The organism is Brevundimonas sp. NIBR10, from assembly GCF_027912515.1.
Classification (GTDB): Bacteria; Pseudomonadota; Alphaproteobacteria; order Caulobacterales; family Caulobacteraceae; genus Brevundimonas.
This window is the reverse complement of record NZ_CP115464.1, coordinates 441761-464300: the sequence shown is the minus strand read 5'-3', so window position 1 is coordinate 464300 and position 22540 is coordinate 441761. Positions and strand designations below refer to the sequence as shown.

At 67.6% G+C, this 22540-nt stretch carries 19 protein-coding genes; 10 read left to right on the top strand and 9 right to left on the bottom strand.

What is annotated here, in order from left to right; all coding sequences use genetic code 11:
- The first annotated feature begins 49 nt into the window (after positions 1 to 49).
- Both msrA and O5K39_RS02260 read left to right on the top strand, forming a co-directional pair.
- Positions 50 to 670, top strand: a complete 621-nt coding sequence (msrA, locus tag O5K39_RS02265) for a peptide-methionine (S)-S-oxide reductase MsrA (RefSeq protein ID WP_271145690.1) — start codon at positions 50 to 52, stop codon at positions 668 to 670.
- A gap of 324 nt (positions 671 to 994) precedes the next feature.
- Entirely contained in the window at positions 995 to 3508 is a 2514-nt protein-coding gene (locus tag O5K39_RS02260) for a TonB-dependent receptor (RefSeq protein ID WP_271145689.1), read from the top strand.
- A 427-nt stretch (positions 3509 to 3935) separates the two neighbouring features.
- Here the strand turns inward: O5K39_RS02260 and O5K39_RS02255 are convergent, their stop codons facing one another.
- The 3 genes from O5K39_RS02255 to O5K39_RS02245 form a co-directional block, all read right to left on the bottom strand.
- On the bottom strand, positions 3936 to 4970 hold the full coding sequence (locus O5K39_RS02255; protein WP_271145688.1) for an alpha/beta hydrolase: 1035 nt from the start codon (positions 4968 to 4970) through the stop codon (positions 3936 to 3938).
- Positions 4967 to 5881, bottom strand: coding sequence for a methyltransferase (locus tag O5K39_RS02250; protein ID WP_271145687.1), 915 nt, complete (start codon positions 5879 to 5881; stop codon positions 4967 to 4969). The genes O5K39_RS02255 and O5K39_RS02250 overlap by 4 nt, the downstream gene beginning before the upstream one ends.
- Positions 5882 to 5968: 87 nt before the next feature.
- A complete protein-coding gene (locus O5K39_RS02245) occupies positions 5969 to 6790 on the bottom strand; it encodes a methyltransferase (protein ID WP_271145686.1) in 822 nt (273 codons plus the stop codon).
- A 240-nt stretch (positions 6791 to 7030) separates the two neighbouring features.
- On the opposite strand from O5K39_RS02245, the gene O5K39_RS02240 reads away from it, so the two are divergent.
- Entirely contained in the window at positions 7031 to 7501 is a 471-nt protein-coding gene (locus O5K39_RS02240) for an Hsp20 family protein (RefSeq protein WP_271145685.1), read from the top strand.
- Between the two features lie 82 nt (positions 7502 to 7583).
- Here O5K39_RS02240 and O5K39_RS02235 read toward each other — a convergent pair whose 3' ends face one another.
- Genes O5K39_RS02235 through O5K39_RS02220 form a run of 4 tightly spaced genes read right to left on the bottom strand, consistent with a single transcriptional unit; the run spans position 7584 to position 11520 of the window.
- A complete protein-coding gene (locus tag O5K39_RS02235) occupies positions 7584 to 8837 on the bottom strand; it encodes a pentapeptide repeat-containing protein (protein ID WP_271145684.1) in 1254 nt (417 codons plus the stop codon).
- Positions 8834 to 10105 carry a pentapeptide repeat-containing protein gene (locus O5K39_RS02230; protein ID WP_271145683.1) on the bottom strand — a complete coding sequence of 424 codons (1272 nt, stop codon included), beginning with the start codon at positions 10103 to 10105 and terminating at the stop codon, positions 8834 to 8836. The genes O5K39_RS02235 and O5K39_RS02230 overlap by 4 nt, the downstream gene beginning before the upstream one ends.
- 60 nt (positions 10106 to 10165) lie before the next feature.
- Entirely contained in the window at positions 10166 to 10810 is a 645-nt protein-coding gene (locus O5K39_RS02225; RefSeq protein ID WP_271145682.1) for a bifunctional diaminohydroxyphosphoribosylaminopyrimidine deaminase/5-amino-6-(5-phosphoribosylamino)uracil reductase RibD, read from the bottom strand.
- Positions 10807 to 11520 (bottom strand): 2,3-bisphosphoglycerate-dependent phosphoglycerate mutase, encoded by a 714-nt coding sequence (locus O5K39_RS02220; protein ID WP_271145681.1) that lies wholly within the window; start codon positions 11518 to 11520, stop codon positions 10807 to 10809. The genes O5K39_RS02225 and O5K39_RS02220 overlap by 4 nt, the downstream gene beginning before the upstream one ends.
- A 227-nt stretch (positions 11521 to 11747) precedes the next feature.
- Between O5K39_RS02220 and O5K39_RS02215 the strand changes: the two genes are divergently transcribed.
- Both O5K39_RS02215 and O5K39_RS02210 read left to right on the top strand, forming a co-directional pair.
- Complete coding sequence (locus O5K39_RS02215) at positions 11748 to 13247, top strand: phosphomannomutase/phosphoglucomutase (RefSeq protein WP_271145680.1); 1500 nt, start codon at positions 11748 to 11750, stop codon at positions 13245 to 13247.
- 57 nt (positions 13248 to 13304) lie between these two features.
- The gene (locus O5K39_RS02210; protein ID WP_271145679.1) at positions 13305 to 14630 is read left to right on the top strand and encodes an FAD/NAD(P)-binding protein; all 1326 of its coding nucleotides are present in this window, start codon (positions 13305 to 13307) and stop codon (positions 14628 to 14630) included.
- Here O5K39_RS02210 and O5K39_RS02205 read toward each other — a convergent pair.
- Together O5K39_RS02205 and O5K39_RS02200 are read right to left on the bottom strand one after the other, a co-directional pair.
- Entirely contained in the window at positions 14627 to 16939 is a 2313-nt protein-coding gene (locus O5K39_RS02205; protein ID WP_271145678.1) for an EAL domain-containing protein, read from the bottom strand. The genes O5K39_RS02210 and O5K39_RS02205 overlap by 4 nt on opposite strands.
- Positions 16936 to 17553 (bottom strand): methylamine utilization protein, encoded by a 618-nt coding sequence (locus O5K39_RS02200; RefSeq protein ID WP_271145677.1) that lies wholly within the window; start codon positions 17551 to 17553, stop codon positions 16936 to 16938. The genes O5K39_RS02205 and O5K39_RS02200 overlap by 4 nt, the downstream gene beginning before the upstream one ends.
- A 174-nt stretch (positions 17554 to 17727) precedes the next feature.
- Between O5K39_RS02200 and O5K39_RS02195 the strand changes: the two genes are divergently transcribed.
- The 5 genes from O5K39_RS02195 (at position 17728) to O5K39_RS02175 (ending at position 22501) form a co-directional block, all read left to right on the top strand.
- Positions 17728 to 18669 carry a DUF3034 family protein gene (locus O5K39_RS02195; RefSeq protein ID WP_271145676.1) on the top strand — a complete coding sequence of 314 codons (942 nt, stop codon included), beginning with the start codon at positions 17728 to 17730 and terminating at the stop codon, positions 18667 to 18669.
- A gap of 3 nt (positions 18670 to 18672) precedes the next feature.
- Positions 18673 to 19200, top strand: a complete 528-nt coding sequence (locus tag O5K39_RS02190; protein ID WP_271145675.1) for a group 1 truncated hemoglobin — start codon at positions 18673 to 18675, stop codon at positions 19198 to 19200.
- 112 nt (positions 19201 to 19312) lie between these two features.
- Positions 19313 to 20716: a circularly permuted type 2 ATP-grasp protein gene (locus O5K39_RS02185; protein WP_271145674.1), complete on the top strand. Its 1404-nt coding sequence runs from the start codon at positions 19313 to 19315 to the stop codon at positions 20714 to 20716.
- 6 nt (positions 20717 to 20722) lie between these two features.
- A complete protein-coding gene (locus tag O5K39_RS02180; RefSeq protein ID WP_271145673.1) occupies positions 20723 to 21661 on the top strand; it encodes an alpha-E domain-containing protein in 939 nt (312 codons plus the stop codon).
- A 3-nt stretch (positions 21662 to 21664) separates the two neighbouring features.
- Positions 21665 to 22501, top strand: a complete 837-nt coding sequence (locus O5K39_RS02175; protein WP_271145672.1) for a transglutaminase family protein — start codon at positions 21665 to 21667, stop codon at positions 22499 to 22501.
- Positions 22502 to 22540: the final 39 nt, after the last annotated feature.

The following is a 22540-nucleotide window of genomic DNA, read 5'->3' as shown; positions in this document are numbered from 1 at the left end:
CGGACGTATCTGATTGCAGACGCCGTCCTTTGCTTTTCGGAGCCCCGCCATGTCCCTTCGATCCATCCTCATCGCCACAGCCATCGCCGCCGCGGCGGCATGTTCCCCGGCTGCCCCGCCCGCCTCGGCCCAGGCGTCGGGGCCCGACAGCGGCCGGCGCGAGGTCGCGGTCTTCGCCGGCGGCTGTTTCTGGTCCGTCGAGGCGAATTTCGAGCGCATACCGGGCGTGGTCTCCGCCGTGTCGGGCTTTGCGGGCGGGCGGGTGACCAATCCCACTTATGACCAGGTGGTACGAGGCGGCACGGGCCATCTGGAGGCGGTCCAGGTCACCTTCGACCCCGCCCGGATCAGCTATCGCCAGCTGGTCGACCGGTTCTGGCGCACCATCGACCCGACCGATCCCGACGGACAGTTCTGCGACCAGGGCGCGACCTATGCCACGGCCGTCTTCGCGACGCCTGCCCAGAAGCCCGCCGCCCTGGCCTCGCGTCAGGCTGCGGTCGCCGTGATCGGCGCGCGTCGCTTCGTCACACCTGTCCGCGACACGGCCCGCTTCTGGCCCGCCGAGGCCTATCATCAGGACTTCGCCCGCCTGAACCCGGTCCGCTACGGCGGCTACACCCGCTTCTGCGGTCGCGCCGCCCGTCTGAGGCAGGTCTGGGGGGCCTGACCGGAAGGGCTCTGAAGGTTCGAGGGGTGAGGGGCGAGGGGCGGCCCCGCGACCGGACGCTCATACTCGTCCTCAACACTGACCTTCGTCCCTCTAACCTCGAACCTCGCCCATGGACCGCCCCATCCGGGTCACGAATCGACTTGGGCGAGGTACGGACAGCACTGTGGCCCAAGGGTCACCCTGTGGCCTTGTCATATCACTGTCACATCACTGTCGTCGCTCGTTCCAATACGGGACGTAGACGGGGCGAGATTTCGACCGGCTGCCTCCTTTTCGCCGGGCATGGGCATTGGCCCGCATCTTTCTGGGGATACAGAAACCATGATGAACCGCAAACGCGTGTTCTGGGCGACGACCGCCCTCTTCACCGGCATGCTCGCCGCCGGTGCCGCCTCCGCTCAGTCGACCGGCACCGAAGCGACCGAAGTCGAATCCGTCGTCGTCACGGGCGCGCGCGGTCCCGCTGCCGCCGGCGTCGCCATCGCCGAGAACGTCGCCAAGACGCGCAACACCATCAATCAGGAATTCATCGCCACCCAGCAGGCCGGTCAGACCATCCTGCAGGTCCTGAACCTGACGCCGGGCCTCAGCTTCACCAACGCCGACCCCTACGGCTCGTCGGGCGGCAACATCCGTCTGCGCGGCTTCGACGGCAACCGCGTCTCGCTGACCTTCGACGGTATCCCGCTGAACGACACCGGCAACTACGCCACCTACACCAACCAGCAGCTGGACCCGGAACTGATCGAGCGCGCCTCGGTGAACACGGGCTCGACCGACGTCGATAGCCCGACCGCCTCGGCGACCGGCGGCACCATCAACTACGTCACGCGCCGTCCGGCCGCGGACTTCGGTGGCTGGGTCCAGGGTTCGCTCGGTGACTTCAACTATCGCCGCATCATGGGCCTCGTCGACACCGGCGAAATCGGCCCCTGGGGCACGACGGCCTGGTTCGCCGTCTCGTACCAGAACTACGACAAGTTCAAGGGCATCGGCGAGCTGGAGAAGACCCAGTTCAACGGCCGCATCTATCAGCCGCTCGGTGACAACGGCGACTTCGTCGCCCTGTCGGGTCACTACAACGAGAACCGCAACAACAACTACAACGGCCCGAACCTGGCCACCTCGACCGGCTTCTGCGACGTCGCCCGGACCCAGGTCTGCGGTGATCAGGTCAACGATCCGGCCAACCCGTTCGGCTGGAACATCGACTTCGATCGCACCTATGTCGCTCCGACCGTCCGCACGGGCGTCGCTGACGTCGATACCAACGGCACCGGCTACTGGGGTCTGCGGGTCAACCCGTCCAACACCGGCAACATTCGCGGCAACTCGCGCTTCACCCTGATGGAAGGCCTGGTCCTGACGGTCGACCCGTCGTTCCAGTACACCCTGGCCAACGGCGGCACCCAGCAGGCGGTTCTGTCGGAAACCAACCAGCTCCTGCGCGGCACCCGCACCACGGGCGGCGTCGATCTGAACGGCGACGGCGACACCCTCGACAGCGTCCGCGTCATGACGCCGTCGAACACCAACACCCATCGCTATGGCCTGAACTCCTCGCTGATCTGGGACCTGAACGACAGCCACCGCCTGCGCGCCGCCTATGCGCTGGACTGGGGTCGTCACCGCCAGAACGGCCACTACGGCTTCGTTGACTTCACCATCCCGACCAAGCCCGTCTTCGTCGACGTGTTCGGTGGTCGCAACGATGAGGACAACCGCGTCACCAACCTGGACGGCTATGAGCTGCAGGCCCGCGACCGCAAGTCGATCGCCATGCTGAACCAGTTCTCGCTGGAATATCGCGGCCGCTTCCTGGCCGACGCCCTGACGGTCAATATCGGTGTGCGCGCGCCCTTCTTCGAGCGTGAACTGAACCAGTATTGCTTCTCGCAGAACTCGTCCTCGAACGTGCTCTGCACCAGCCAGCTGCCGAACGCGCCCCTGGCCAACGGCAATGTGACCTTCGGCACCTCGACGACCCAGTACATCCGTCCCTATTCGCTGACGAAGAAGTACGACGACATCCTGCCCAACGTCGGTGCGACCTATCGCTTCGGCGACGGTCACTCAGTCTTCGCCAGCTACGGCGAATCCCTGTCGGCCCCGCGTACCGACAGCCTGTACGTCGTGCGTCGTCTGGCCGACGGTTCCATCGGCAACCCGACGGTCCAGCCCGAACAGTCCAAGAACATCGACCTGGGCTATCGCTACACGGCCTCGACCCTGGTCGTTCAGGCCTCGGTGTTCTCGAACCAGTTCGACAACCGCATCGTCTCGACCTTCGACCCCGACCTGGACACCTTCGTGGACCGGAACGTGGGCTCGGTGGAATCCATGGGCGCCGAGTTCTCGGTGGGCTGGGAGCCGATCGAGAACCTGAGCCTGTACGCCACGGCCTCGTTCCTCGACAGCGAACTGCAAGACAACTACGTCTTCAACGCCGCCGGTGCCCAACTGCAGACCAAGGGCAAGAAGCAGGTGGAAACACCTGAGGAAATGTTCTCGGCCCGCGCCAGCTACAAGTTCAACGACGTGTTCTCGGCCGGCGTTCAGGCCAAGTACACCGGCGAACGCTGGGTCACCGACGTCAACGACCTGAAGACCGACGCCTATACGATCGTCGACATGGATGCCCGCTTCGACCTGGCCACCTTCGGCCTGGAAGGCACCTATATGCAGTTCAACGTCACCAACGTCACGGACGAAGACTACTACGCCAACCTGGGCACGGGCGCTTCGGCGACCCCGGGCGCTCTGGGCTACGGCCGTCGCTTCGCCGGTGTCGGTGCTCCGCGCACCGTCATGGCCAGCCTGCGCGTTTCCTTCTAAGGACACGCTTCAGGATCAGAACTGCGAAAGGGGCCGCGAGCGATCGCGGCCCCTTTTTGTTGTCCTCTTGGGCCTCGGGGTTTCAGGTCGGATCGACATCGGGCCGTGGATATAGGATTAAATTCTTCTGGGACTCTTGCGCCCGTATTGCGACGTGCCCACATCGATCGACAGGTCTTTGAAATGTGCAGGTCCAGAGGCTCGCCGCGGCCAGGGTGAGAACCGACAGATCTGGCGGTCGTCCACGACGTCGCCCGGATAAGCCATTGTTTTCGCTGAGCCGCCCGAGGCGGCTTGGCGGTTTGGCGGTTTGGCGGTGTGTTTTCGCTGCGCCACCGCCAATGCAGCCCGCGTCAGCAACCCGATTGCGCGACCCTGTTTCGTTCCGACGTCAGCGGAAGGAACGTCATCGCAAGGACCGGAAGGCTCAGGCCGCGCCGACCTCGGCATCATCGGGCTGGGGCAGGGGGCGCAGGTCCTCGACGGGCGAGATATAGTCGGCCATGGCGTCGAACTCGCTCAGGAAGTGGGCGCGCAGGTCGTCGGTCTCCATGATGACCTCGTGCTTGGCCCCCGGAACCTCGACATAGCGACCCCGGCCCAGGCGTTTGGCCGCCCATTTGTTGGTCTGTTTCCAGACCCGGTCATCCTCGGCCGCCTGGACGAAGGTGGTCGGAATCTTGACGGCTTTCAGGGCCTTGGGCTTGAGCGCCCGCTCGCCGGCGTCCAGCGCAAACGCAAGCCAGCCCCAGGTCGGGCCACCGACAGCCAGGTGCGGACAGGCGTACAGCTGCTGACGCCACAGCTCGTAGCGGCCCTCGTCCGAGGTCAGGGCGTCCTTCTCGAAGGTGTGGTCGAACGGATCGTCGGCGTCGTCGAGCACGAACTCGCCCGCCTTGCCGTGACGCAGGTTCCAGCGGACGGCCAGCTTGACCGACCACATCGACCGCTTGCCGGTCTTGATGCGCAGCATCGGTCCGACCAGGACAGCGCCGGAGAACCGGTTCTCGCCGTTCTCGAGGGTCAGCAGGTTCAGCGCCGCTCCCATCGAATGGCCGACCATGATCCAGGGCTTGGGCGCGCGGGTCTCGAAGGCGTTCAGCAGCCGGTCGTAGTCGTCCAGGAACTCCTCGACCGCCCGGGCATGGCCCTTCAGCCGGTCGGGCAGCAGCCGTGCCGACAGCCCCTGTCCACGCCAGTCGTGGGCCAGGACGCAGAAACCCCGGGCCAGAAAATTGCCGATCACCTCGAAATATTTCTCGATCGGCTCGGTGCGGCCGGGCGAGAGAATGACCGTGCCGCGCGGCTTCTTCGCCACCATGGTCGACGGCGTCCAGAAGGCAGCGCGCAGCCGCAAGCCCCCGGCCCCCCGGAACCAGTCTCCCTGTCCGCCCGGAGGCGAGGAGGCACCCGGAACCCCCATCAGGGGTGCCTGAGCGGCAAAGGCTTGGGCTCGGTTCACTCAGGCTTCCTGAACTTCAAGGTCATGCGGTCGCTTTCACCGATCGCATCGTATTTGCTGCGGTCGAACGTCGGGTCGGGCGCCTGACCCTGCGGCGCCGTCAGACGCTGGGGCGGCAGGGTTTCGACGCCGAACGGATGATCCTTGGTATCCGTTGCATTCGCGTTGATTTCCGAGGCGGCCACGAAAATAAAGCCCGCCTCGGCCGCCAGCTGGCGCACGAAGGCCTCCTGGACATAGCCATTGGCCGCAGACGGGTCCTGGTCCTCGTCGGGGGCCAGCCTGTGCTGCTCGATTCCGAGCACCCCGGCGGGTCGCAAGGCCTCGAAGGCGTCGGAGAAAGCCTTCTCGGCAATACCCGCGGCCATCCAGGCGTGGATGTTGCGCATGAACAGGACCAGGTCCGCCGACCCCGCCGGGGCGACAGCACCCGTGGTCGGCCCGAAGGCGGAGAATTTGACCTCTCCATACAGTTTCGGGTCGGCCGTAAACCGCTGTTCGTAGTTGGCCATCAGGGCCGCCTGCGCCGGATCGGCACCCGGTCCGGTCGGGAAGCCCGCCGCATAGTAGGTGCCCTCGCCCCGCGACAGATAGGGGGCCAGGATCTCGGTGTACCAGCCGCTGCCGGGCCAGAAATCCACCACCGTCATCCGGGGCTGCAGGCCGAAGAATCGCAGTGTCTCCATCGGGTGCCGCGCCGGATCGCGGACCCGGTCAGCCGCGCGCCAGGGCCCCTGGATGGCCCATTCCAGCGTGCCTTCGGGCGGACCGGCGGGCGTGTCCGGGGCCTTGGTCTCGGCGGGTTCGGGCTTGCGGTCACAGGCGCTGGGAAGGACCAGCGTCGCCGCCGCCATCATCAGCATGGATCGCCGCGAGGGCGTCGTCCGCGAGGTTGGCGCGCGCTGTCGCATCAAGGTCTCCCACCCAACCGTGCTGACCCACGGTCGCCCAAGGGTGAGGGCTTAACGGGGTTCTATCGTGCGGTCAAAAGGGGCCGATCAGCCCGGTTTGCGGAAGCGCAGCGTCATCCGGTCCGCCTCGCCGATCGCATCGTACTCGGCGCGCTGTTCCGGGGTCAGGGCTCCCGTGCCGTCGCGGTTGGCCGAGCGACGGGCGGGCGGCAGGGTCCAGACGCCGAACGGGTGGTCGCGGTCGTCCTTCGCATTGGCGTTCAGCTCGCTGCGGGCCTCCAGCACGAAGCCGGCGTCCTGGGCGGCGTGGATCACATAGCTTTCGGGCACATAGCCGGTGGAGGCGACGGTCGCGATATTGATGCCGTCGACGCTGCGTTGCTCCTCGATGGCCAGGATGCCGCCGGGCTTCAGCGCCTTGAAGAAGGCCGCCAGATAGGGCTCGGTGCGGCCGTCACGGGCCCAGTTGTGCAGGGCGCGGGCCACGATGACGATGTCGGCCGTGCCGTCGGCGACCCCCATCCCCTCCAGTGGCTTGGCCACCCCGACATAGGTTCCGCCGGTCGCGGCGGCATAGGGTTGCAGGATGTTGCGCCACCAGCCGGCCGCGCCGGGCTCGATCTCGACGATGGTCGTGCCGGGGTTCAGACCCCAGAAGGTCAGGGTCTCCAACGGCCGGCGCTGGCCGTCGCGGGCGACGTCGGCGTCAGGCCGGGTGTCGGAACCGATCGCCGCCTGCAACGCCTCGTCCTCCTGAAGCACCGGCGGGGTCATGGCCGCGCGACGGGCGACACGCTGGGCCGGGGTCTCGCCCAGCGTCGGCAGGTCGAGCCGGGTGGCTTGCTGCGCAGCAGCCGGAACCGCCGCGAGCAGGGCGCATGAAATCAGGACGGGGGCGATCAGGCGCATGGGGAACTCCAATGGGTAGCGCCCAGATAGCCCGGTCATGTCGGCGAAGGAAAGGCGGCGAAACGTCCTGACCTGACCTCTTGCGCGCCGAAAACCGCTTCCCACATCGTCAATCGAAGGTGCCGCTCGCGGGCCTTCCAGAGCGCCGGGGCCCATCAGGGACCGGAACTTTGATCACCACCGCCGGCCCGGGCACAAAACGCGGGGCGGCTCCATCTTGCTGATGATCAGGAGATCGACATGCGTACCATCGACTTCACCCCCCTCTATCGCTCGGCCGTCGGCTTCGACCGTCTGGCGGGCATGCTGGAAAGCGCCGCGCGCACCAGCCAGGAGAACGGCTGGCCGCCCTACAATATCGAGACGACCGGCGAGAACGCCTATCGGATCGAGATCGCCGTCGCCGGCTTCAAGCCCGACGAGCTGTCGCTCGAGGTCAAGGAAAACCTGCTGACCGTGGTCGGAAAGAAGGCCGCCAACGACGACGCCACCGCCGCGCAGAAGACCTATCTGCACCGCGGTCTGGCCAAGCGTGACTTCGAGCGCCGGTTCCAGCTGGCCGACTATGTCGTCGTCACCGACGCGAACCTTGACAATGGCCTGCTGTCCATCAGCCTGAAGCGCGAACTGCCCGAGGCCCTCAAGCCCCGCCGCATCGAGATCGGCACGGGCGCAGCCCGTCTGATCGAAGGCGAAGCCGCCGCCGCATAAGGCAGTGACCGGCCTCAAGTCGCCCGAACGCGCGACAGGCCAGAAAAGAAGGCGAGAGGCGGCGCGGTGCGTCGCCCCTTTTCTATGCCGCGATCCGCTGGGCAGGCAGGCCCAGGGCGTGGTCGAGGTGGGCCTCGACGAAGGTGGCCTCCATCACCGTCGCCCCGGTGAAATCGGCTCCCGCGAGGTCGGCTCCGTCCAGATTGGCGCGCGTCAGGTCGGTTCCATGCAGGCTGGAATAGCGCAGGCGCGCGCCCTTGAGGACCGACGGCATCGACCGGGTTGGGCCCAGAGGCAGGGGCCCCAGCTGGGCGCCGCCCAGATTGGCCTTGTTCAGGATGGCGCCGGACATCCGCGCGCCGCGCAGGTCCGCGCCCCGCAGATCGGACCCGCGCAGGTCGGCGTTCTCCAGATTGGCCCCCTGAAGGAACATCTTGCGCAGGTCGAAGCCGACCAGACAGGCCCCCTTGGCGCTGAGCGCCGGCAGCTTGAGACCAGTCAGGCGGTCTCCGAGGGGACGCAGATCCTCGCCGTCGAAACAGGCCGGCGCCCCCAGTTCTCCGCCGCTCTCGGCCCAGGCGTTGGCATCCAGCGCCATCTCCATCAGGGTCTCGGCCCGGTCGATTGCGGCCGCGCTCGGTGCCCTCAGGCTGCCAGTCATGTCGGTCCGGTCCAGGCGAGCGCTTTCCATGACCACGCCCGACAGGTCGGCCCCGATCAGTCGGGCCCCGGCCAGGTTGGCACCTCCGACCTCGGCACCTTCGAGCATGGCACCCGACAGATCGGCATCCTTGAGGTTGGCTCCTGTCAGACGGGCCCCCTTCATCGAACAGTCGGTGAAGTCGGCCTTGAAGGCGCTGACGCCTTCGAAGCGCGAGCCGTCCAGGGTGGCACCGGCGAACCGGGCCCCGTCGGCCAGGCCCGGCCGCTGTTCGTGTTTCATCTCCGCCAGCCCCTTGGTGGCGTGGGGGATGGCGATGACGCCTTCGCGGAAGTCCGCCTGGGTCAGGTCGGCCTGGCTGAGGTTGGCCCCTTGGAGGCAGGTGCCCCGGATATCGGCCCGGCGCAGACAGGCCCCCGACAGGTCCGCGCCGCGCAGGTCGCAGCCGAACAGGATCGCCCGTTCCAGCCGGGCACCCGACATCCTGACCCCCTCCAGCGAGGACCCTGTGAAGTCTGCGTCATCGAGTAGGCGACCGGTCAGGTCCAGCCCGGTCAGATCGACGAATTTCAGCGACAGGCGGCGGCCGCCCGACTTGCCTTCGACGAAGCGGACATGGGCCGTCACGAACAGATCCAGGTCGCCCTGACCCAGCTTGCGTCGCACCACGCTCATGCGGCCTTCTCCTCGATATCCAGACCCTTGACGCCGGTCAGGGTCGCCCCGTCGAAATCGGTATGTCGTGTCTGCGCGCCGTGCAGGATGGCGCGCGTCAGGTCGGCCTTCGCCAGGCAGGCCCGTCGCAGATCGGCCCCGCCCAGGTCGGTGCCCCTCATCGTCGCGCCGGTCAGATCGGCGGCCAGCAACCGGTCCGGGCCGATCATCAGCGGGCCCAGCTGAGCCTCGCGCATGTCCGCACCGGACAGCTTCGCGCCGGTCAGACGGGCGCCCCGCAGGTCGGCCCGGCGCAGATGGGTCTGCCGCAGGTCGGCACCTTCCAGGCGAGCCCCCTGAAGCTGTACCCCCTCCATGTCGAGGCCGTAGAAGACGGCGCGGCGGGCCGACAGGGCGGTCAGGTTCAGGCCCGTGATCGACCGCAGCGGTCGCAGGTCGACGTCGTCGAAGACCGAAGGCTGGCCCTTGGCTCCGCCGGTCTCGCACCAGGTCGCATGGTCGTGCAGCATGTCGGCGGCGGGCAGGTCGGCGACCCGCGATCCCGAGGACCGGTCGTCGGTCAGAGCACCGTCCAGATTGGCTCCGTCGGTCCGCCACATCGAGGCCGTGACCCCTACCAGGACGGCATCGCGAAGGTCGGCGCCGGACAGGTCGGCACCCGACATATCGGCACCGGCCAGGTCCGCGCCCCGGAAACAGGCCTGTTTCAGATTGGCCCGCACCAGTTTGCAGTCCTTCATGATCGCGTCGGAAAAGTCGGCGGCCTGGGCGGCGATCCCCGACAGACGCGAGCGTTGCAGATTGGCTCCGGCCAGACAGGCACCCTGGGCCTGGGTATCGTGCGATCGCGCCGCCTCGACGATGGCGAAGCCGCCTTCGGGTCGGGCGGTGGCCAGGGTTCCTTCGCGCAGATCGGCCTCAAACAAATCAGCCCCCGACAAGTCGGCACCGCGCAAACAGGCGCCGCGCAGGTCGGCCCGTCGCAGACTGGCCTCGGTCAGGCTGGCACCTTGCAGGTCGGCCCCGAAGAAGATGGCGTTGTCGAGCTTGGCCCCGGTCAGGTCGCAACCGCTCAGGCAGGCTGCCGTGAAGTCCGCGTCAGCCAGGTTCCGGCCGGTCAGGACCAGACCCGAGATATCCATCCAGGCGAAGACGGCGCGAGCCCCGCCCGGCTTCGCCTGCCAGAGCCGATCATGGCGTGCGCAGATCGCGTTCAGCTCGGACTGGCTGATGCGGCGTCTCGGTGGATGCTCGGCAAGCGGAGTCATGACCGAAGTTTGCACCCGCCTCACTTAAGGAAGGCTTGCGCAATCAGCGTTTTGTCACGCTTAAACGGTCAGCAACCCTTGAGCCGACAGGGCGTCGGCCAGTTCGCCGGGACCGGTCCACAGGCGCGTGTATCCGGCCTCGCCGAGGCGTTGCAGTTCGGTGACCAGATCGGCGCGGGGCGAGGCCGCGAAGCGGGCGTCGAAGCCGGCCCCGTCCGTGCTGATCTTGACCATTGGCCGGCCGGTTTCGAGCCGATGCAGGAAGCCTTCGCACAGCACCCGGGCCTCGGATCCCAGCAGTCCCGTCTCGACGGTGAGCCCGGCCTGCCGCAGCCGCTCGGTGCCCCGCCCCGAGGCGAAGGGCGAAGGGTCCAGACAGGCCACCACCACCCGCGCGATCCCGGCCTCGGCCAGGAACTGGGCGCAGGACTGTCGGCCCGACGACCGCGCCCCGCAGGGCTCCAGCGTCACATAGGCTGTTGCGCCACGCACGTCCGGTCCGGCCCCGGGCACAGCCTGTTCCTCAGCGTGCGGACGGCCGCCAGGCGCGGTCGCCGCCTCGGACAGGACGACGCCGTCCTTGACGATCACACAGCCGACGGCAGGATTCGGCCAGGTCTCGCCCATCCGCGACAGGGCCAGTTCGATGGCCCGCCCCATATGGGCCGTATCGTTCGATCCGACCTCGGCTGAGGACGCCGTCATGCGACCGGCGGCAGGGCTTGAGCCCGTCCTTCGTCGAGATAGCGGGCCGCCGTGGGCTTCAGGTCAGCGCCCAGGGTGATCTCGAGCGGATTCCCGGTCGGAATCTCGACGCCCACGATCTGGTCGTCCGGCACATCGAACAGCAGTTTGACGATCGCTCGCAGCGAGTTGCCGTGGGCCGTGATGAGCACATCCTCGCCGGCCTTCAGGCGCGGTGCGATGGCCTCGTTCCAATAGGGCAGGACGCGGTCGAGCGTGGTCTTCAGGCTCTCGGTGTCGGGAATGGTCTGGCCGGCATAGCGGGGGTCGGCGTTGAAGTCCCATTCCCCGCCCGGGGCCAGCGGCGGCGGCGGGACGTCATAGCTTCGGCGCCAGACCTTGACCTGATCCTCGCCGTGCTTGGCGGCCGTCTCGGCCTTGTCGAGCCCGGTGAGCCCGCCGTAGTGCCGCTCGTTCAGCCGCCAGTCCTCGATCACCGGCACCCCGGTCAGCCCCGCCGATTGGAGGGCCAGGGCCCCGGTGCGTTTGGCCCGGGTCAGGACCGAGGTGAACATGACGGTCGGCTTGAAATCCGCACCGGCGATCAGTTCGCCGCCCCGCCGCGCCTGGGCCTCGCCCTCAGGCGTAAGATCGACGTCGACCCAGCCGGTGAAGCGGTTTTCCAGGTTCCACTGGCTCTGGCCGTGGCGCAACAGGATCAGACGAGGCATGGGCGGCTCCGCGAAGTTCAGCGCTCCGGCGTAGGTCGCACCTCGCCGGGGGTCAAGCGGGTCGGGGCCGAACCGTGTCATCCGAAAGTCGCAATCCGAGGACTTTCAGCAGGTTGGTTGTGACCCGCAGGGGCATTGGCTATACCGTCGCGACCTTGGCGAGGCATGGGGCCGGTATCCGGTTCCGCTCTTCGCTTACCCACACCATCACCGCCAGGACCCGTCCCATGATGAAGCCGCGCCAGGACCTGACGCCGAACACGATCGACTTCGAGAACATTCCCTTCGTCAAGCCGACGGGGTTCCGGGAATATGACGCCCGCTGGATCCTGGATAAGGAGATCAATCTTCTGGGCATCCAGGCCCTGGGTCTGGGCCTGGCCACCTTTGTCCACGAAAGCGGCGTTCAGCCTCGCATCGTCGTCGGCCACGACTTCCGCTCCTATTCGCTGATGGTGAAGCAGGCGCTGATCCTGGGCCTGATCGAGGGCGGGATGGAGGTGCTGGACATCGGCCTGGCCCTGTCGCCGATGGCCTATTTCGGACAGTTCGCCCTGAATGCGCCGTGCGTCGCCATGGTCACCGCCTCGCACAACGAGAACGGCTGGACCGGCGTCAAGATGGGCACCAATCCGCCCGTCACCTTCGGACCGGATGAGATGGGCCGGCTGAAGGAAATCGTGCTGGGCGGCCTGGGCGTCTCGCGCCCGGGCGGACGGGTCGAGCGGATCGAGAATTTCCGGGAAACCTATCTCAAGGAGGTGGTCGGCGACATCAAGCTGAGCCGCCCGCTCAAGGTCATCGCCGCCTGCGGCAACGGCACGGCCGGTGCCTTCGCTCCCGACGCCCTGCGGATGATGGGTGCCGAGGTGATCGAGATGGACTGCGACCTCGACTACACCTTCCCCAAATACAATCCGAACCCCGAGGACCACGAGATGCTGGTCTCCATGGCCGAGCGGCTGCGCGAGACGGGCGCCGACCTGGCCCTGGGCTTCGACGGCGACGGCGACCGCTGCGGCGTGGTCGACGATACGGGTAATGAGATCTTCGCCGACAAGATCGGCCTGTTGCTGGCCCGCGATCTGTCGGCGATCTACAAGGACGCGACCTTCGTCGTCGATGTGAAATCGACCGGCCTGTACAAGACCGACGAAGTGCTCAAGGCCAACGGTGCCACCACCGTCTACTGGAAGACGGGCCACTCCTACATCAAGCGCAAGACCGCTGAACTGGGGGCCCTGGCCGGGTTCGAGAAGTCCGGGCACTTCTTCCTCGCGAACCCGATCGGCCGTGGCTACGACGACGGCCTGGTCGCCGCCGCCGCCGTGCTCCAGATGATGGATCGCAATCCCGGCAAGGCTTTGTCCGAACTCAAGACCGCCCTGCCGGACGCCTGGACCAGCCTGACCATGTCGCCCCACTGCGGCGACGAGGTGAAGTACGGGGTGCTCGACAAGATCGTCGCCGAGTACGAGGAGCTTGCGGCCGAGGGCGGCTCGATCCTGGGGCGCAAGATCCTCGAGGTCATCACGGTCAACGGTGCCCGGGTGCATCTGGAGGACGGATCCTGGGTCCTGGTTCGCGCCTCGTCGAACAAGCCGGAGATGGTCGTGGTGGTCGAGTCCATGCGGTCCGAGGACGACATGCGCGCCCTGTTCCGCGAGGAGATCAAGCCGCGCCTGGCCGCCCACCCCGAAATCGGCGCCTACAATCAGGAAATCTGACTCCGATTGCGCGGCGGCGGCGGCGGGTCCACTGTCACCGCCTGAGTTGGAGGTCGAGTGGCTGAGGCGGCGTACCCGGTAGCGATCGTCGGTGGCGGCTTTTCCGGAGCCATGCTGGCGGCGCGGCTGGCCGAAAGCGGCGTCGCGTCCGTCCTCATCCACGACAACGCCGATGCCGGTTTGGGTGTCGCCTATTCGACGGCGTTCGAGGGCCATCTGCTCAACGTGCGGACGGGGCGGATGAGCGCGGTCGATGGCCGACCGGACGACTTCGTGGCGTGGCTGCGGGCTAATCGGCCGGAGCTTGCCGACCCGATCGATTTTGCACCGAGGAAGGTCTACGGCGACTATGTGCGCGACCGCCTGGCCATGATCGAGGGCACGTTTCCTGGTCGGATCGAGCGCATCGTCGCACGGGCTCACGCGATCGACGGCACTGGCATAGGCCTGACCGACGGACGGACGATCGCGGCCGATGCCGTGGTTCTGGCCACGGGCAATCCGGCACCTGCGACAGCCTCGGCCGAGCCCGGCGGAAGGGTCGTGAGCGACCCTTGGGCCCCCGGCGCGCTGGACCTTGTCGGCGCGGACGACAGCATCCTGATCGTCGGCACGGGCCTGACCATGGTCGACATGATCCAGAGCCTGTTGGCGAGAGGCTGGAAGGGGCGCGCGACGGCCCTGTCGCGACGCGGCCTGGTTCCGCGCGCCCATGCCGCCACACCTGACCTTCCCGCCGACCTGCCCGCAGATGCCCTGACCGGGCCGGTGTCGAACCGTCTCGCGGCGGCGCGCGCGACGACCTGCGCCAGCGGCTGGCGCGGCGTGATGGAGGCCTATCGACCGATCACCGCCGACCTGTGGGCGATGGCTGACACCGATCAGCGTGCCCGGATGGTTCGGCACCTGCGGCCCTGGTGGGACGTTCACCGCCACCGGATCGCGCCCCGGATCGCCGAGACCCTGACCGGACTGATCGCGTCACGGCGGCTACGAGTCGTCGCCGGCCGGCTGGGCGTCGTCGAGACGGATCGGGATGGCGTCTGGGCCGGCTGGTCGCCGCGCGGCGGTGGGGCACAGCCGCCGCTGACTGCGAACTGGCTGATCGACTGCACGGGCCCGGCCCATTCTCCGGCGACCGACCCGCTGACCGCTCCGCTGCTGGCCTCGGGGCGAGCACGGCTGGATCCGCTGCGCCTCGGTCTCGATCTCGATCCGTCCGGCCGGGTGCTGGACATCAAGGGCGTCGCCGATCCGAGACTGTTCGTGCTTGGGCCGCCGGCCCGCGCGGCCTTCTGGGAGACGATCGCGGTGCCCGACATCCGCAAGCGGATCGAGGCGGTGGTCGACGCCCTGGTCTCGGGTAAGCGTCCGGTCGGTTAGGCGGCGGCCGTCCGTGCCTCGCCGACCGGCGCGGCCAGCCGCTCGCTCAGGTCCTTCAGGGCCATCGGCTTGCCGATGAAATAGCCCTGGGCGATGTCGCAGCCCATGCCTTGCAGCAGGGCCATGGCGGTCGCGGTCTCGACCCCTTCGGCAACGACCTTGAGGCCGAGGCTGTGGGCCAGGTCGATGGTGGACTTGACCAGCAGGGCGTCGCGCGAGCTCTCGTCCAGGGCCAGGACGAAGGCCTTGTCGATCTTGAGCTCGTCGGCCTTGATTCGCTTCAGATAGGCCAAGGACGACAGGCCCGATCCATAGTCGTCGATCGAGACCTTGATCCCCGCCGCCGAGAACCGGTCGATGATGGCCAGGGCCAGTTCGGGATTGTCGATGACGGCGGTCTCGGTGATCTCGAAGCACAGGTCGGCGCCGCTGGCCGTGACTTCGTTCAGGGCGAAGTCGGCGAAGGCCTCGTCGGACAGCAACCGGCCGGAGATATTGACCGACATCATCAGGTCGTGGCCCTGATCGGCCAGAATTTTCTGGTCGGCGATGGCTTGGTGGATGACCCATTCGGTCAGGGGACGGATATGGCCCGTCTCCTCGGCCATGCCGATGAACAGGTCGGGCGAGACGAAGCCGCGCCGGGGGTGCCGCCACCGCATCAAGGCCTCGACGCCGGTGATCGCATCGGCGCGCAGGTCGTGCTTGGGCTGATAGGCCATCCAGACGTCGCCGGACTCGACCGCCGCCATAAGCTCGGAGATCAGCGACAGGTTGCCGCCGGGATCGCCGTAGCTGGCCGCATCGAACAGGCTGCACCGACGGCGGGCCGCTCGCGCCTGATCCAGGGCGATGGCGGCGCGATCGACGGTCGAATCGACCCCGGACAGGCTCTTGCCTGCGCGGGCCAGGCCGGCGCTGAGCGAGACATCGACGGTCGCGCCGCTGAGGCGCACCGGTGTTTCGGCCTGGGCGCAGACGGCGTCGGCGATGGCAATGGCTTCGGCGTCGTCGCCGGCCGCGAAACTGAAACCCAGGGTCCCGCCGCTGACGCGGGCGATGGCCGATCCTTCGGTCAGGGTCGCCAGCCGGCCACCCAGGGCGGACAGAAGCTGGGCCATGGAATCATAGCCGATGGCGTTGCGCACGACCTCGAACCGGTCGACCCCGACCACGGCGACGTAGACGCCCGGATGGGCGGCGGCCTGGCGCTCCAGCGACAGCCGGTTGGGCAGTCCGGTCTCCTGATCGTGCAGGGCCATGTGGGTCAGGCGGGCCTCGCGGTCGCGGATGTCGCCCGCCATGAGGTTGAAGCTGGCGGCCAGGCGGCCGATCTCGTCGGTCGATCCGACCTCGACCTCGGCATGTTCGCCCTGTTGCAGCCGGTGGACGGCGTCGTCGAGCGCGCTGATCGGCCGGGTCAGGCCGCGCGCCAGGACCCAGGTTCCGGCCATCAGCAGGGCCAGACCAGCCAGGCCGATCACGGCTAGGGCCAGAAACAGCGGCTCATAGGGCTTCATCGCCCGCTTCAGGGGATAGTTGAGCACCAGCACGGCCGGCGCATCGGTGTCGAACGAGGGCAGGGCCCTGGCCAGGACCATGGCTGAACCTTCGGGCGTGCGGGTCGTGACGGCCTGGGCTGCGCCGTTGAAGGTCTGGCGGTCGAGCAGTGCGCCCAGCGGACTCGCGGCCCCGACCATGTCGCGCCAGCCGGTGGTTGCGCGGGTGGCGACGGTGGCGTTCAGCGGAATGGCCGAAAGGCTCTCCAGGTTCTGCATCTGGCCCACGTCGAGGGGATCGACGAACACGACCCAGCCGATCAGGACCGGAGCCATGATCGGGGCCGCGACGACCTGATAGGGTCCGGTACCGATGGTCATCACCCCGGCGTCCAGCCGACCGGATTCGAGACCCGCGTACAGGGTGTCGATCGCGGCTTCATCGGGGTTCAGGCCGGCGGCAGTGACGTAGCCATCGATGCCGACGATCATGGCCCCGTCCACCTTCTGGCGGGCGCGCAGATTGTCCAGGGCCGAGCGGATGGTGGCCTCGTCATTGGTGGCGACCGCTTCGCGGAATCCGAAGTCCTGAGCGAGCACCGACGCGCCCTGACGCAGCTGTTCGGACCGACCGGCCCAGATCTGGTTGTAGACGGCGCCCGATGCCGTCAGTTCGTCGCGCACCACGCGGTGGGCGCTGGACGTGACCGCCGTGACCACGGCGATCGCGACCAGCACGAGGGCGATCCCGAACAGCCCCATATAGAGGACCGTCAGTCGGGTCTGGAGACGGTTGAAGCGGATCTTCATCGGACGGCGGCCCGACCGGAGAAGTCGCCGGTGATCAGCTGGCGCGAACCCGCTGCCGCCTGGGTATAGATGGTGGCGATCTCGTTGCCGCGTCCGGTCAGGCGCGGGTGCCAGACGCGCAAGGTGGCACCGCCCGCGGGCAGGCCGGTCACCGTCACGTCGCCGGTCGCCCCGGTCTTGGCGGCCCACGGGGTATCGACGACCTTCACATAGGCCAGCATCTGGTCGTGGATGTTGCAGCCCAGGGCGGCGACCCCGGCCGCCCCGAAGACGTGGCTTCGGCTCTCGTCGCGGCCATACAGCTCGATCTCGAACCGGTTGCCGCGCGAGAAGGAATAGACGTGGTGGCGGACCCGATCGAGGTTCGGAAAGCTGACGGTCGCGCCGACGGGCACGACCAGGACGAAGGGGTCGAACTGGACGTTGGACTGCGTGACGCGCAGAGGCCAGGCGAACCGGATCGGTCCGCGTGGGACACCCGAGTTCGGAACCACCGTGATCACGGCGTCGCGCACGGGCCGCCCGGCGGTATCGCGGACGCTGACCGTCAGATCAGCGGCGACCGCAGGCAACCCGAAAAGCAAGGCCAAGGCCAGGGCGAGAACAAAGCGCATTCTTTCTGAGTAACAGACGGCCGTGAACTTGCCGTAAACCATAATACAATCAGGAGTTGTTGTGTGGCTTGGCGTCCTTGTCTTTGGGGTAGCAAAGGCGACGGCGTTCAAGTGTCGTTAACCGTACTCTGGCTTTTTCGGCCTTGCTGCTCCTTCCCGGCATCGAGGCTGACCGTGTTCTTCCCCCCTGTCTTCTCCCTCCGGAGGGCACCCGGGCGTGCCGCCCGACCTGCGGCACCGTTCGCCATTGCCGCCGCCGTGATGAGCGCCGCCGGTCCCGTCGCGGCCCAGGTCTTCGACTGGGTTCCGGAATCGCGGACGGGCGGCAAGCTGTTGCTGACCGGCGGGGTGTCCTCGGTCGAGGGGTCGGGCGGGGGCGGGATCGCGACATGGGCCGTGACAACGGGGTACGGGGCCGAAGACGGCGTCGGGGCCAATCTGCACGCCACCTACATCAACCTGCCCGACTATGAGTTTCGCTCGGTCGGAGCCGCCGTCGGTCTGTGGGACCGGGTCGAGGTGTCGATCGCGAGGCAGGAGTTCGACACCGGCGCGACCGGTGCCCTGCTGGGCCTGGGCAAGGGGTTCACCTTCACCCAGGACATCGTGGGGGTGAAGGTCAAGGTCCTGGGCGACGCCGTCTATGCCTCGGACAGCTGGATGCCCCAGATCGCCGTGGGGGCCCAGTTCAAGTCCAACGACCAGGGCGCGATCATCGCGGCCGTCGGCGGACAGGACGACGAGGGAACCGACGTCTATGTCGCCGCGACCAAACTGTTCCTGGGCCAGAGCCTGCTGGTCTCGGGGGCAGTCCGCTGGACGAACGCAAATCAGACCGGCCTGCTCGGCTACGGCGGCGATCGGAACGACGACCTGGAGCCCCAGTTCGAGGGTTCGGTCGGATATCTGTTGAGCTCGAACCTTGTGGTCGGTGCCGAATACCGGACCAAGCCGGACAATCTGGGCTTCGCCAGCGAAGACGACTGGGTCGATGTCTATGCCGCCTATGCCTTGAACAAGCACCTGTCCGTCACGGCCGCCTGGGCCGATCTCGGGTCGATCGCGACCTTCGAGGATCAGCGCGGGCTTTATCTGTCCCTCCAGGTCGGGTTCTGAACCATGATCCGCTTCGCCCTTGTCGCCGCCTTCGCCCTGATCGCTGCGCCGGTCCTGGCCCAGGACGCAGCCCCGTCGGCTCCCGCCGACGTCATGTCCACCGAGCACCCCGGTGAGCTGGCCGTCGCCCCCTACGCCCAATCCAACGCCCATGCCGGCGCGACGCCCTTCGAGGGCACGGCCATGTACGAGGCCTTTCACGGCGAGGCCGGCGTCGGACGCATCGTGGACGGGCTGGTCGCGCGCAGCGTCGCCGATCCCCGCATCTCGGGCATCTTCGCGGCCTCGGATCTGGTGCGCTTGCGCCGGACGCTGAAGGAGCAGTTCTGCTATATCCTGGGCGGCGGCTGTGCCTATTCGGGCCGTGACATGGCGGCGGCCCATGCCGAGATGGGGGCCCAGGCGGCGGATATGGGGGCCTTGGTCGAGAACCTTCAGGCCGCCATGCGCGAGGAGGGTGTGCCCTTCGCGGTGCAGAACCGTTTTCTGGCAAAGCTTGCCCCGATGAAGCCCGACGTGGTCACGCGCTGACACGGAATCGGCGGTTATCGTCTTCGCGCTGCAACATTTCTGTTGCGCGAACCGTGGCCTCCAGCCCAATCTGACATTCAGCCTTAAAGGGAGCAGGGCCACGTTCGACGAGATGACAGGCACGAGCGGACCCGGAGAGGTCCGTCACCCCTACCGGACCCTGTCCCGGTGGCTGGATGCCGCGCCGGCTGACCTACTGACTTCGCGCTCGCGCCAGGCCGAACTGTTCTTCCGCCGGATGGGGGTGACCTTCGCCGTCTATGGCGACGTCGAATCCAACGAGCGGCTGATCCCCTTCGACGTGGTGCCCCGCATCATCGGCGCCGCCGAATGGACGGCCCTTGAAAAGGGCCTGGTCCAGCGGGTCAACGGGCTGAACGCCTTCCTGAAGGACATCTACGGTGCCCAGGAATGCATCAAGGCGGGGATCATCCCGGCCGACCTGATCTTCACCAACCCGCACTACCGGCCCGAGATGCAGGGCCGCCGTCCGCCCGGCGACATCTGGACCCATATCTGTGGCGTCGATCTGGTCCGCACGGGCGAGGACGGCTTCATCGTGCTGGAGGACAACTGCCGTACCCCGTCGGGCGTCTCCTACATGCTGGAGAACCGCGAGATGATGATGCGGCTGTTCCCGGACCTGTTCGCAGAGCACCGCATCCGGCCGGTCGAGACCTATACGGACATGCTGCTGTCCTCGCTCCAGGCCTCGGCGCCGGAAGGGGCGGGCGGCGATCCGAACATCGTCGTCCTGACGCCCGGGCCGTACAACTCGGCCTACTACGAGCACTCGTTCCTGGCCGACAAGCTGGGGGTCGAGCTGGTCGAGGGGGGCGATCTGTTCGTCAACGACGACATCGTCTTCATGCGCACCACCCAGGGGCCCAAGCGGGTCGACGTCATCTATCGCCGCATCGACGACGACTGGCTGGACCCCCTGACCTTCCGTCCGGATTCGTCGGTCGGGGTGCCCGGCATCATGAACGCCTATGCGGCCGGCAACGTCACCCTGTCGAACGCGGTCGGCACGGGCGTCGCCGACGACAAGGCCGTCTATACCTACATGCCCGAGATCATCCGGTTCTTCTCGGGCGAGGAGCCGATCCTCAAGAACGTGCCGACCTGGCGCTGCCGCGAGCCGGATGCGCTCAAGGAGGTCCTCGACAAGCTGCCGGAGCTGGTCGTCAAGGAGGTCGGGGGATCGGGCGGCTATGGCATGCTGGTCGGCCCGGCCTCGACCAAGGCCGAGATCGAGGATTTCCGCGCAAAGCTGATCGCCGACCCCGACGACTTCATCGCCCAGCCGACCCTGTCGCTGTCCACGGCCCCGACGCTGGACGGGTCCGGCCTGTCGCCGCGCCACGTGGATCTGCGGCCTTTCGTGCTGTCGAGCCCGGCGGGGGTCAAGGTGGCGCCCGGCGGTCTGACCCGGGTGGCGCTCAAGGCCGGATCGCTGGTCGTCAACTCCAGCCAGGGCGGCGGGACCAAGGATACGTGGGTGCTGGATGAGTGATCGCCCATGCTGAGCCGGACTGCCGAAAGCCTGTACTGGACCGGCCGCTATATGGAGCGGGCCGATTTCCTGGCGCGCATCCTGGAGGCCGCCGTGCGTCTGGCCGCCCTGCCGGCCAAGGACGGGGCGGCCGCGACCGCCTGGGCCAGCGCCATCGCCTCGGCCGGGGTCAGTCGCGCCTTCGCCGCCTCGGGCCGGTCGCCGACCGAGAAGTCGGTGCGCGAATACCTGGCCTTCGCTTCGGACAATCCGTCGTCGATCCGGGCCTGTATCACCGCCGCCCGCACCAATGCCCGGTCCGTCCGCACCGCCCTGACCATCGAGCTGTGGGAGGCGATCAACGGGGCCTGGAACGGGCTGAACGAACTGGGCGAGCCGGGCAAGCGCGACGACTTCGTGCGCTTCCTGGAGTGGGTCAAGTCGACGTCGCTGAACGTCGAAGGCGCTTCGTCGCGAACGATGTTGCGCAACGACGCCTACTGGTTCCTGCGCCTCGGCATGGCGATCGAGCGGGCCGACAACACCGCCCGTCTGCTGGACGTCAAATACCATCTGCTGCTGCCGGCGGGCGAGCGGGTCGGGGGGCAGCTCGACTATTTCCAGTGGACCACCCTGTTGCGCGAGGTCTCGGCCCTGACCGCCTATCGGTGGGTTTACCGTGAGTCCGTGCGGCCCTGGCTGGTCGCCGACCTGATGGTGCTGAACCGCCAGATGCCGCGTTCGCTGGCCTCGTGCCAGGGGATGATCGTGTCGTATCTGGAGCGGCTGGCGACCGACTACGGACGGCGCGGCCCCGCCCAGCGGCTGGCCTCGGCGCGGCTGGCCCAGTTCAACGACGCCAGGATCGAGGACATTTTCCAGTCCGGCCTGCACGAATACATCCTGGGTTTCCTCGGCGAGAACAACAAGCTCGCGGCGGCGATCCAGGACCAGTATCTGGTTTAGATCATGCGTATCCGGATCGACTACGAAACCCGTTATTCCTACAGCCGGCCGGCGCGGTTCATCGTCCAGACCCTTCGCGTCACGCCGCGCTCGACCGAGAGCCAGCAGGTGCGGGAGTGGCGGATCGAGACCGACGTGGACACCAAGCTGCGCCGCGCCGAGGATTCCTTCGGCAACATCGTCCACACCCTCTACACCGAGCGTCCGACGGAGGGGCTGACCGTGCGGGTCACCGGCGAGGTGGCGACGACCGAGACCGGCGGCGTCCTGCGGGGCGTGCCCGAGCGGCTGTCGCCGCGGGTCTATCTGAGGGACAGCCCGCTGACCCATGCGGACGACGCCCTGCGCGCCTTCGCCGATCGGGTGGGCCCGGGCGACGACCTGACCCGGCTGCACCGGCTGATGGCCATGATCCACGAGGAGGTGGCCTTCATGGTCGGGTCGACCACGGCCGACCACACCGCCGCCGACGCCTTCGCCCAGAAGAAGGGTGTGTGTCAGGACCACGCCCAGATCTTCATTGCCTGCGCCCGCCGCATCGGCATCCCGGCACGCTACGTCTCGGGCCATCTGCACCGCACCGACGGGCTGGAAGACCAGGACGCGGCCCATGCCTGGGCCGAGGGCTGGGTCCCGGATCTGGGCTGGGTCGGGTTCGACGCCGCCAACGGGATCGCGCCCACCGAACACTATGTCCGGGTGGCCTCGGGGCTGGATGCGCTGGGGGCCACGCCGTTCCGGGGGACCAGCTATGGCGGTGGGATGGAGACCATGACCGTGGCCCTGCGTGTGCGCCAGATGCAACAGCTTCAGCAGCAACAGCAAGGAATTGGTTGGTGACCCTTTGGCAAGGGTCGCCGTGCGACACGAATCTGTTAG